The organism is Ursidibacter arcticus (assembly GCF_009761375.1).
Classification (GTDB): domain Bacteria; phylum Pseudomonadota; class Gammaproteobacteria; order Enterobacterales; family Pasteurellaceae; genus Ursidibacter; species Ursidibacter arcticus.
The window spans coordinates 1-11,311 of the sequence record NZ_LEKM01000154.1 but is presented as its reverse complement, the minus strand read 5'-3'; the positions used below and the strand labels follow the sequence as shown (position 1 = coordinate 11,311).

The window sequence follows — 11,311 nt, the reverse complement described above, 5'->3', positions numbered from 1 at the left end:
ACTGCTACATAATACCGAAACTTTTCACTTACTTAAGATTTCATTAAGAAATACCCTTTAAAATAGTAGGTAAATTTATTCTATTAGGAAATCAAGATGAAAAAATTCATTTTAGGCTTAGTTGCACTACTGCTTTTAGGCAGTGTGGGATATTTTTATTTTATTCAACCGAATAATTCACAAACGATCTATCTAACGGAAGCCGCACAATATGCGGATCTAAAAAAATCTGTAATTGCTACTGGTACAGTCAGGGCTCGCCAGCGAGTAGAAGTGGGGGCGCAAGTTTCAGGTAAAATTGAGAAAATTTATGTCGTTCTAGGGCAGCAAGTTAAAGCAGGCGATGTAATTGCTGAAATTGACTCCAAAAATCAGTTGAATAGCTTGAACACAGCACAAGCAGAATTAAGCTCTTATCAGGCACAGCTCAAGGCTAAAAAAGTAAGCTATGATGTAGCAAACTCTGCTTATCAACGTCTAGCATCACTTTATGATAAGAAATCAACTTCACTAGATGAATTAAATACTCGCAAAAACACCTTAGCTTTGGCAGAAGCTGAAATTGAGCAGATTAAAGCCTCAATTAAGCAAGCTGAAATCAATGTGGATAATGCGAAAACAAATGTGGCTTACACGAAAATTGTTGCCCCGATTAACGGCACGATCATTTCAATTCCTGTTTCAGAAGGGCAAACAGTCAATGCCAACCAAACAACACCAACCATTGTCCAAATTGCTGATTTAAGCAAAATATTAGTAAAACCTGAGATTTCTGAAGGCGATATTACAAAAGTTAAAGCAGGAATGGCCGTTGAATTTAGTACGCTTTCTGATCCTGATACTAAATATCAAGGCGTTATCAACTCCGTTGATCCTGCAATGACGACCTTGACCGATAATCAATATGCTGAGAATGTATCAGATACACAAGCGGTCTATTACTATGCGAATATTGTAATGGATAACCCCGATAATAAATTACGCATTGGAATGACAACACAAAATACGATTACGATTGAATCCCTTGAAAATGTATTAGTTGTGCCAACAATGACCCTAAAAAAACAGCAAAATAAAGTCTTTGTGAAGGTTTTAACCGCCAATAACCAAACGGAGCAACGTGAAGTCACCATCGGACTAAATGATGATGTGAATACACAAATTCTTTCGGGATTAAACGCTGGGGAAAAAGTGATTTCTTCAGAATTACAAAATAATGAAAAAGTGGGTAATGCCGTTCGTACCCCAAGAATGTTTTAGTAGGTTAGCCAAATGAACATTATTGAAATCAAACAGTTAAATAAATACTTTGGAGAAGGGGATAATCGTACCCATATTTTAAAAGAGATTAACCTTGAAATTAAAAAAGGGGATTTTATTGCGATTATTGGGCAATCTGGTTCAGGTAAATCAACCTTGATGAACATTATTGGTTGTTTAGACAGCTTAAACTCAGGTTCATATAAAATTTCCAACACCGAAGTCAGTCAGTTAAATAGTGATCAACTTTCTGAATTACGCCAACGTAAGTTCGGCTTTATTTTCCAACGCTATAATTTATTATCCGCTCTTTCCGCATTAGAAAATGTTGCTCTTCCTGCCATTTATGCTGGGGTTGATCAACAATCTCGCTTACAACGAGCAGCGCAATTATTAGAAAAGCTCGGTTTAAAAGATAAATTACAACATAAGCCTAATCAGCTATCGGGCGGTCAGCAACAACGCGTCAGTATTGCTCGTGCTTTAATGAATGGTGGTGAAATTATTTTAGCCGATGAACCAACAGGGGCATTAGACAGTAAAAGCGGTGAAACGGTAATGGAAATTTTGCAACAACTGCACGCAGAAGGACATACCATCATTCTCGTTACCCACGATAAAAAAATTGCAGATTTTGCGAATAGAGTGATTGAAATTAAAGATGGTCAGATTATTCAAGATCAGCGTAAATCAGCGCATATCGCGGCTAAATCAGAAACTATTCAACCGAAAAAAAGCCGTTGGCGATTTTATAAAGATCAGTTTATTGAATCATTTAAAATGTCAGTGAATGCGATTATCGCACATAAATTACGCTCATTGCTCACGATGCTTGGCATTATTATTGGGATAACATCTGTGGTCAGTGTGGTGGCATTGGGTAATGGCTCGCAACAAAAAATCTTAGAAAATATCAATTCAATGGGTACAAACACAATGGATATTTTTAATGGAACAGGATTTGGCGACAGACGAGCAGAACGAATGCAAAATCTTACCGTCGCAGATTCGGAGATCTTAGCCAAACAGAGCTATATCGAAAGTGCTACGCCAAATAGTTCAGTAAGCGGAAACTTAACCTATCGTAATCAAAGTTTTTCCGCACAAGTGCGTGGTGTTGGCGAACAATATTTTGACGTGAAAGGAATGAAATTAAAGCAAGGTCGCCTTTTTTCACAAGATGAAGTTAAGCAGAATGCTCAGGTTGCAGTAATTGATGAAAACAGTGTAAAGCAGGTATTTAATCAGCAAAACCCTTTGGGTGAAATTGTTATGATTAACAAAAAACCATTGAAAGTGATTGGTGTGGCGGCAATGAATAGTATGGGGCCAACAACATCTAGTTTATCCATTTATACACCTTATACCACAGCAATGAATAAAATCTCAGGTAATCAGAAAATTGATTCCATTACAGTAAAAGTAAATGATGAAGTGAATTCAAGTGTTGCCGAAAAAGATCTTACTCAATTACTTGAAGTGCGACACGGTAAAAAAGACTTTTTTGTAATGAATACCAATACAATTAAGCAAACCATTGAAAGTACAACCGACACAATGAAATTGCTCATTTCATCTATTGCACTGATCTCATTAGTTGTCGGTGGTATTGGCGTAATGAATATTATGTTAGTTTCTGTCACGGAACGAACTAAAGAGATTGGTGTGAGAATGGCAATTGGTGCAAAACAATCGAATATTCTGCAACAATTCTTAATTGAAGCTGTGCTGATCTGCTTAATTGGTGGCATTACAGGAATTCTACTTTCAATGTTGCTTGGAGAAATCTTTAATCTTGTTACCACAAATTTCACAATGGTATTTTCTACCACCTCTGTTTTAGCGGCTGTATTCTGTTCGACCATTATTGGTGTTGTATTTGGCTATATGCCAGCTAAAAATGCAGCAGGGCTAAATCCGATCAATGCGTTAAGCCGAGAGTAAGTAGAGAACAAGCGGTGTCTTTCCCTATTTTATTTGCAAAAAATTCGCCTTATCACACCGCTTGCGTACTATCAGAATCCCGAACTTGCTTATTGTTTTTACGGTACACGGCACGTTGGAACGTCAGCAATGTATTAAAAATTGTCACCATTTGAGTTGGTCTGCTAAGGATTTTCATCCTGACGTTGATAATGCAATGTTATCAGGTTGTACTAGGAATCACCGTTCTTTAGAGCGAGGAGGACTTCAATCTCTGTAATTTATAGTTATTTTTTGTTTTAGTAGGATTACCATTTTCATCACACACTTCTACATAAGTATCAGTCACTAATAAAGTCAAATTACCTGAATTTGTAAGGCGAATAACATTAGGTTTATTGCTATCCCAAATATAGTTTCCTTTTTCCGTATAAGGATGTTGCTCTTTATTTTTGAAATAAACGGTGTTGTATTGGTAAGTTTTATCTGAATTTAACACAAGCTCAGCATCAATTTTTTCACAATCTGCACAAGGTAAAGAACCCTTATAAGTACCAGATACGGTTTTTTGTGGCAGTAGAGAACAAGCCCCTAACATTGTAGTAAAAGCGATTAGGGCAATTTTTTTCATTTTTGCTTTCCTCTTTAATTTTTTGATATTCGGTTAAACAGATTTAAAATTAGGATTTAGCTTTAATTCTAGCTGTGTAATATGTGGGAAATCTATTTGAATTAAATCTAATAACATTGATTGTTGTAATAAAAAGCCTTGTCGTATCGTGGCATTTTGAACTTCAATAACCAATAGATTATCGTATAAATTGATAATTCGGTAAAGATTCCGATATTGAGCTGGAAGAATCTGTTGGATTTTAAAATTTAATAGATTGATTTCATTGCTACGTTGGACAAGCTTAGTTAGACTTGAGTTCTCTAAAATGTCCGCAATATTTTTAAGTGGTTGAATTTTCATCTTTATTTACAATTGTTACCCTTGTTTTTCTTAACTTTGCCACAATAATCTGCCTTATTCTACAAAAGTATCGTATAATCAGCATAGTTTTTTCGAGTTAATTTTATTATGGGTCTTTTTCGACAGTTTCATAAACCTGCATTTTGGTCGCAACTATTTTTAGGACAGTTGTTCTTAGGAATGGTCGCGATTTTGACCTTACCTAATGCACAGCCAGCTTTAAATGAAACCGAACAAAGTGCCATTGCAAATCAACAAACTCTGACACTCAGTGATTTATCGCAGATTCAATACAATGAAAAAGAACAAAATTATTTTTTCATTGAACCACGATTTTCCTTAAACTTTATTGAAAAACAAGCGGTTGTTTTTTGCGAATTTTTTACAAAAGCATACCGCTTTGATGATATTGCTACCCCACCAATTCGAGCTGGGCCTTACGCCTAATTTTTTCCAACTTGCTTTATTACAGTTTGGTATCTATTGATGCCACTCATTTCCCATTTTTAATACTATTTCTATTAGGAAAGAATTTTATGTTTACAAAATTAATGACTTCAATTTTTGGCAGTAGCAATGATCGTACTTTACGCCGTTTAAACAAACGTGTGGTGCAAATTAACAAATTAGAACCTGAATTTGAAAAATTAACTGATGATGAATTAAAAGCTAAAACTGCAGAATTTAAACAACGCCTTGCTGAAGGGGCAACGTTAGATAGCCTATTACACGAAGCTTTTGCGACAGTGCGTGAGGCTAGCAAACGTGTATTAGGAATGCGTCATTTTGATGTGCAGCTTATCGGTGGTATGGTGCTGACTGAACGTAACATCGCAGAAATGCGTACAGGGGAAGGTAAAACCTTAACGGCAACGCTACCTTGCTACTTAAATGCCCTAACAGGTAAAGGTGTTCACGTTGTAACCGTCAATGATTACTTGGCTCGCCGAGATGCTGAAACTAACCGCCCATTATTTGAATTTTTAGGAATGAGCGTTGCAGTCAATATTCCAGGGTTAGCCTCTGATGAAAAGCGTGCAGCTTATCAAGCGGATATTACTTATGCGACTAACAGTGAATTAGGCTTTGATTATTTGCGTGATAACTTAGCACATTCAAAAGAAGAACGTTTTCAACGCCCATTACATTATGCGTTAGTCGATGAAGTGGACTCAATCTTAATTGATGAAGCTCGTACACCATTGATTATTTCAGGCCCTGCGGAAGATGCTACGCAAATCTACCAAGCGATTGATACCATCATTCCACACTTAATCGCACAAGAGAAAGAAGATACCGAAGAATATACGGGTGAAGGCGATTTCACCTTAGATCTCAAGAGTAAACAGGCTCACTTAACAGAGCGTGGGCAAGTGAAAGTGGAAGAATTGCTTACTCAAATGGGCTTAATGCACGAAGGCGAAACTTTATATCACCCTGCTCGTATCAGCTTATTACATCACGTTTATGCAGCATTGCGAGCTCACAAATTATTTGAATTAAATGTGGACTACATTGTAAAAGATGGTGAAGTGGTGATTATTGATGAACACACTGGGCGTACAATGGCAGGTCGCCGTTGGTCTGACGGTTTACACCAAGCGATTGAAGCCAAAGAGAAAGTCAATATCCAAGGTGAAAACCAAACTGTTGCATCCATTACTTATCAAAACTATTTCCGCTTATACGAAAAACTAGCGGGAATGACTGGTACGGCAGATACGGAAGCCTTTGAATTCCAACAAATTTATGGCTTAAATACGGTTGTTATTCCAACTAATCGCCCAATGATTCGTGATGATAAAACCGATTTAATGTTTAAGAGTGAGCCAGAAAAATTCCAAGCGGTTATTAAAGATATTCAAGAATGTATGGCTCGTAACCAGCCTGTACTCGTAGGTACAATTTCTATCGAAAAATCAGAAATGCTTTCTGAAGCCTTAAAACAAGCGGGTATTTCTCATAAAGTGTTAAATGCGAAGTTCCACGCCCAAGAAGCAGAAATTGTAGCTGATGCAGGTTATCCAGGAGCGGTAACCATCGCAACCAATATGGCAGGACGTGGTACAGATATTGTATTAGGGGGTAACTGGAAAGCTGAAATTGCTAAATTAGAGAACCCAACACCAGAGCAAATTGAAGAAATTAAGTCTGCGTGGAAAGAGCGTCACGAGATTGTAATGAAAGCGGGCGGTTTACACATTATCGGTACAGAACGCCACGAATCTCGCCGTATCGACAACCAATTACGTGGACGTTCAGGCCGTCAAGGTGACCCAGGTTCTTCACGTTTTTATCTCTCTTTAGACGATGCGTTAATGCGTATTTACCTTAACGAAGGTAAATTAAATATGATGCGTAAAGCCTTTAGCGAAGAAGGCGAAGCAATGGAATCTAAATTATTAACTAAAGTAATTGCATCTGCCCAAGCCAAAGTAGAAGCACACAACTTTGACGGGCGTAAGCAATTATTACAATATGACGATGTTGCGAACGAACAACGTAAAGCGATCTATGAGCAACGTAATTATTTATTAGAAAGCGATGATATTTCAGCGATGATCGATACTATTCGCACAGATGTATTCAATGCGGTAATCGATCAATATATTCCGCCACAATCTATTGAAGAAATGTGGGATATTCCAGCGTTAGAAAATCGCTTAAAACAAGAATTTGCAATGGATCTTCCTATTGAACAGTGGCTCAATGATGAAAAAGATCTCCACGAAGATACCCTGCGTGAACGTATTATCTCTCTAGCGAAAACCCAATATGCTGAAAAAGAAGCAATGGTAGGTGAAGAAATAATGCGTAATTTCGAAAAAGGGGTAATGTTACAGAATCTTGATGAACTTTGGAAAGAGCATCTCTCTGCAATGGATTATCTGCGTAAAGGTATCCATTTGCGTGGTTATGCTCAAAAAGATCCGAAACAAGAGTATAAAAAAGAGTCTTTTGCAATGTTTACCAATATGCTTGATCACTTAAAATCTAATGTGATTAGTATTCTAAGCCGCATTCAAGTGCGTAGCCAAGAAGAAGTGGAACAAGCAGAGCGTGAACGTCAAGCACTAGCAGAGCAAGAATCTGCACATTATCACGAAGAAAACAGTGAACAAGAAAATGCACTGGCAGAAGAACAAGATTTATCAAATCTGAATATTGGGCGTAATGAACCTTGCCCTTGTGGTTCAGGCAAAAAATATAAACATTGCCACGGTAATAAAGCAAAATATGCTTAATAGCTAACGTAAGCGGTCAGATGTTGCAAAAAATTTGCAAGAAATGACCGCTTTGTTTTAATCACTCTATGTTTATTTTCACAATTAGGAAATGAAATGACAAAAAAGCAGATACAAGTTGCCGTAGGCATTATTCGTAATGAATTTGGGCAGATTTATCTCACTCAGCGTTTAGAAGGGCAAGATTTTGCACAATCATTAGAGTTCCCAGGTGGAAAAATTGAACCTGACGAAACACCTGAGCAAGCATTAAAAAGAGAATTAGAAGAAGAGATCGGCATTGTTACGTTAAGTGCTTTCCCATACGATCATTTTCATTTTGAATATCCGACCAAGACCATAGAATTCTTTTTCTATTTAGTTGAAGAGTGGATTGGTGAGCCTTTCGGACGAGAAGGACAAGAAGGTTTCTGGATTCATCAATCCGAGCTGGAAGAAGGTCAATTTCCCCCAGCTAATGCTGAGATAGTTAATCGCTTAAAGAATGAAATACATTGATTGTTATTAATGCCAGATTGGATATTTGAAAATATGGTCACTGTAAATTAGTTTTAAATAGTTCTATAAAAATTAATAGGTCCAGTTCGATACTGGATTTATTTTTGTTGGTTAGTAGTAGGTGTAAAGATCTCGTCAATTATCGGTGGTAGGTAGCCGAATAAAAACATTAACCCCCTGTAAGATTAACTTTTTGGGGTCAGATCAATCTTGTAACAAATACAGGTTAGCCCATACCGTATTTTTTTAATTTTTTGCGTAATGTGCCACGGTTGATACCTAGCATTGTCGCTGCACGAGTTTGGTTACCACGAGTATATTGCATAACCATATCTAACATTGGGTGCTCAATTTCAGATAAAACCAACTCATATAATTCTGTTGGATCTTCACCATTTAATTGAGATAAATAATTTCTAACTGCTTGTTTCACATTGTCACGAAGAGGTTTGTTCACTTGTTGAGCTTGTGCATTCAGCATTGATACTGTTAATGGGTTTGTTGTTTGTTGTTCTAACATTACTTTCTATCCAACTTATTAGGATTCTCTCGAATCAATTTTACAAAATCTTCTAATGCTTGCATTTGCTCTGAAGTTGAGCTTAACACATTAAAAGTACGTTTAAAATTTGAGTTTGGGCTTAATGTTTCCACATACCAGCCAACGTGTTTTCGAGCAATACGATAACCTTTTTCTTCACCGTAAAACTGGTAAAGATCATCAATATGCTTGAGCATCAATTGGCATTTGTCATCTATTGAAATAGATGAATACTCCCCTTTCTCTAAGAAGTCTTCCACTTCCTTAAATAACCAAGGATATCCAAAACTTCCACGTCCAATCATCACTGCATCAGCCCCTGTATAATCAAGAACTTGCTGTGCTTTTTGGGCAGAAATAATATCTCCATTGGCAATAATGGGTATCGAAACTGATTGCTTGACAGCTTTTATCGAATCATACTCAGCTTCGCCTTCAAATAGACAACTACGAGTACGTCCGTGGATTGTTAGTGCAGATATACCTGCTTTCTCAGCTATTTCAGCAATCTCTAGGCAGTTCCGATTTTCAGGATCCCAACCTGTTCTAATTTTTAATGTTACAGGCACATCAACAGCTTTTACTACACTATCGAGAATACGAGCAACTAATTCAGGTTCACGCAAAAGGGCAGAACCTGCCATTTTTTTATTTACCTTTTTAGCTGGGCAGCCCATATTGATATCAATAATATCTGCCCCATATTCGACATTCACTTTTGCAGCATTTGCCATTTCAGTAGGATCAGAACCTGCTATTTGTACAGCATTGATACCAATTTCGTGATGATGCGCTAAGCGTAACTTCGATTTTTCGGTATGCCATACATCAGGGTTTGTGGACATCATCTCTGAGAATGTTAAACCTGCACCCAATTGGCTACATAATCTACGGAATGGTTGATCCGTAATGCCTGCCATTGGTGCTAGGAAAATACGATTTTTAATTACATATTGCCCTATTTGCATTGCGGTATTCCTTGATTAAAATAAAAGCAGATTTCACAAGAGTGCGATCCAAATAAAAAGTACGGTTTAAAACCGTACATTTTTTCTTCCCTTTTCCATAAGGAAAATATCCTTTTGATTTAAGGGTGCGTATAATACGCATTTTTTAGCGATTTTGGAAGTCTATTTCTTCATCAATTTGAAAAATTTTACACAATAAAAATATTGTCATTTTTATAACATTGGTGAACGATTCTTATGTAGAAATTTAGCAACCAAATTTTCAATGCGTGATTCTACTTGGTCGCCTAATCGTTGAGCCAGTTTCTTTTTCTGACGATATTTTACTTCAATAACATCTTTTTCCTTGATCGCATTGAGAACAACGTCATCACTTGTTGAGATTTCATCGACAAGATTCAATTTAATTGCTTGCGTACCAAACCAATGTTCCCCTGTTGCGACTTGTTCAATTTCGACTTGTGGGCGATTTTCTTGTACAAATTGTTTAAATAGTTGATGCGTTTCTTCCAATTCTTGTTGAAATTTCTGCTTACCTTTTTCGGTATTTTCACCGATAAAAGTTACTGTCCGTTTATATTCGCCAGCAGTCATTACATCCACATCAATCTCATTTTTCTTTAATAAACGATGAATATTCGGCACTTGAGCTACAACACCCACAGAGCCAATCACAGCAAAAGGTGCAGAAATAATTTTATCTGCTACACAAGCCATCATATACCCCCCACTTGCTGCCACTTTATCTACCGCAACGGTTAAGGGAATATTACGCATTTTTAGGCGTTGTAATTGTGATGCTGCTAACCCATAGCCGTGTACAACACCACCAGGGCTTTCTAACTTTAATAAGACTTCATCTTTTTCTGGATTCACTAATGCGATGAGTGCATCAATTTCTTTACGCAAACTGCTTACAGCACTGGCGTGAACATCACCATTAAAATCCAAGACAAAAAGGCGTGATTTAGTTTCTTCTGCTGGTTCTTCACCTGCTTTTAAGCTTTTCTTTTCTAACTTAGCTTTCTCTTTTTGTGCTTTCTTTTCTTGTTTTTCTAAATGTTTCTGTTCCGCTTCACTTAAAAATAAGCTACTTAGCATTTTTTCTTGATCTTGATATTTTTCTGTTAAATTTGTAATCGTGATTGTACCAGTTTCAGGTTGCTTGCGGCTTTCAAGAATAATCATCATTACAACAGCAACAATACCAAATACGGTTAAGAGTTCTAATAAGAAAATACCGTAATTTAGCAATATCTCTTTCCACATAATTTTTATTTTTCCCTTATGATTTATGGTAAAGCGGTGGGTTTATATCAATTTTTCGCAAAAATTTGATTTTATCTTACCGCTTGTTGTTAGTTAGTAAGCAGTTTCTATCGGGAGTTCTGCTCTTACCCAACCTTCAAAACCGCCTTTAACGCTATAAACACGTTCAAAGCCTTGTTCGACAAGATATTGAGCAGTATTACGACTACTTACTCCGTGATAACAGCTCACTAAAATTGGCTGGTCATAATCATATTCGTCTAAAAACTTACCATAACTGTGATTGGTTAAATGAAATGCGTCTTGTGGGTGGCTGTGGCTAAAACGAATTGCATCTCGAATATCAACTAAAACAGCGTCTTCATTTTGCATCATATCCCAAGCTTGCTGTGGGGTTATTTCAATAAAAGTTTCTTCCATATTTGTCCTAAAAAATAAGCAATGAAAGGCAAAATATATCACTAAATGAATGATTCGCATAATGAATTTCAGTTGAACTTTCAACTAAAACTTCTATAATAAGAACCATTATCAAATATATTTACATATATTTCAGACTGATGACAAACCCTAATTTGTTGTATTCAATAAACGGACACACGTAGCGTGTCCCTACACAACAAAATAAAATTTG

At 36.7% G+C, this 11,311-nt stretch carries 11 protein-coding genes; 5 read left to right on the top strand and 6 right to left on the bottom strand.

Annotation, left to right across the window (positions count from 1 at the left end):
• Nucleotides 1–96 precede the first annotated feature (96 nt).
• Together A1D25_RS06860 and A1D25_RS06855 are read left to right on the top strand one after the other, a co-directional pair.
• The gene (locus tag A1D25_RS06860) at nucleotides 97–1,260 is read left to right on the top strand and encodes an efflux RND transporter periplasmic adaptor subunit (protein WP_157394952.1); all 1,164 of its coding nucleotides are present in this window, start codon (nucleotides 97–99) and stop codon (nucleotides 1,258–1,260) included.
• A 12-nt stretch (nucleotides 1,261–1,272) separates the two neighbouring features.
• Entirely contained in the window at nucleotides 1,273–3,204 is a 1,932-nt protein-coding gene (locus A1D25_RS06855; RefSeq protein WP_157394951.1) for a MacB family efflux pump subunit, read from the top strand.
• Nucleotides 3,205–3,433: 229 nt separating this feature from the next.
• Here the strand turns inward: A1D25_RS06855 and A1D25_RS06850 are convergent, their stop codons facing one another.
• A complete protein-coding gene (locus A1D25_RS06850; protein ID WP_157394950.1) occupies nucleotides 3,434–3,814 on the bottom strand; it encodes a copper resistance protein NlpE in 381 nt (126 codons plus the stop codon).
• Between the two features lie 33 nt (nucleotides 3,815–3,847).
• Nucleotides 3,848–4,156, bottom strand: a complete 309-nt coding sequence (locus A1D25_RS06845; protein ID WP_157394949.1) for a DciA family protein — start codon at nucleotides 4,154–4,156, stop codon at nucleotides 3,848–3,850.
• A 108-nt stretch (nucleotides 4,157–4,264) separates the two neighbouring features.
• On the opposite strand from A1D25_RS06845, the gene secM reads away from it, so the two are divergent.
• From secM to mutT, 3 genes are all read left to right on the top strand, one after another.
• On the top strand, nucleotides 4,265–4,603 hold the full coding sequence (gene secM / locus A1D25_RS06840) for a secA translation cis-regulator SecM (protein WP_157394948.1): 339 nt from the start codon (nucleotides 4,265–4,267) through the stop codon (nucleotides 4,601–4,603).
• An 89-nt stretch (nucleotides 4,604–4,692) separates the two neighbouring features.
• On the top strand, nucleotides 4,693–7,401 hold the full coding sequence (secA, locus tag A1D25_RS06835) for a preprotein translocase subunit SecA (protein WP_157394947.1): 2,709 nt from the start codon (nucleotides 4,693–4,695) through the stop codon (nucleotides 7,399–7,401).
• A gap of 96 nt (nucleotides 7,402–7,497) precedes the next feature.
• Entirely contained in the window at nucleotides 7,498–7,899 is a 402-nt protein-coding gene (mutT, locus tag A1D25_RS06830) for an 8-oxo-dGTP diphosphatase MutT (RefSeq protein WP_157394946.1), read from the top strand.
• 226 nt (nucleotides 7,900–8,125) lie between these two features.
• Here mutT and fis read toward each other — a convergent pair whose 3' ends face one another.
• The 4 genes from fis to glpE form a co-directional block, all read right to left on the bottom strand.
• Nucleotides 8,126–8,419 (bottom strand): DNA-binding transcriptional regulator Fis, encoded by a 294-nt coding sequence (gene fis / locus A1D25_RS06825; RefSeq protein WP_157394945.1) that lies wholly within the window; start codon nucleotides 8,417–8,419, stop codon nucleotides 8,126–8,128.
• Entirely contained in the window at nucleotides 8,419–9,408 is a 990-nt protein-coding gene (gene dusB, locus A1D25_RS06820) for a tRNA dihydrouridine synthase DusB (protein WP_157394944.1), read from the bottom strand. Before dusB ends, fis begins: the two co-directional genes overlap by 1 nt.
• A gap of 213 nt (nucleotides 9,409–9,621) precedes the next feature.
• Nucleotides 9,622–10,677 (bottom strand): protease SohB, encoded by a 1,056-nt coding sequence (gene sohB / locus A1D25_RS06815; protein WP_157394943.1) that lies wholly within the window; start codon nucleotides 10,675–10,677, stop codon nucleotides 9,622–9,624.
• Between the two features lie 93 nt (nucleotides 10,678–10,770).
• Nucleotides 10,771–11,097 carry a thiosulfate sulfurtransferase GlpE gene (glpE, locus tag A1D25_RS06810; RefSeq protein WP_157394942.1) on the bottom strand — a complete coding sequence of 109 codons (327 nt, stop codon included), beginning with the start codon at nucleotides 11,095–11,097 and terminating at the stop codon, nucleotides 10,771–10,773.
• Nucleotides 11,098–11,311: the final 214 nt, after the last annotated feature.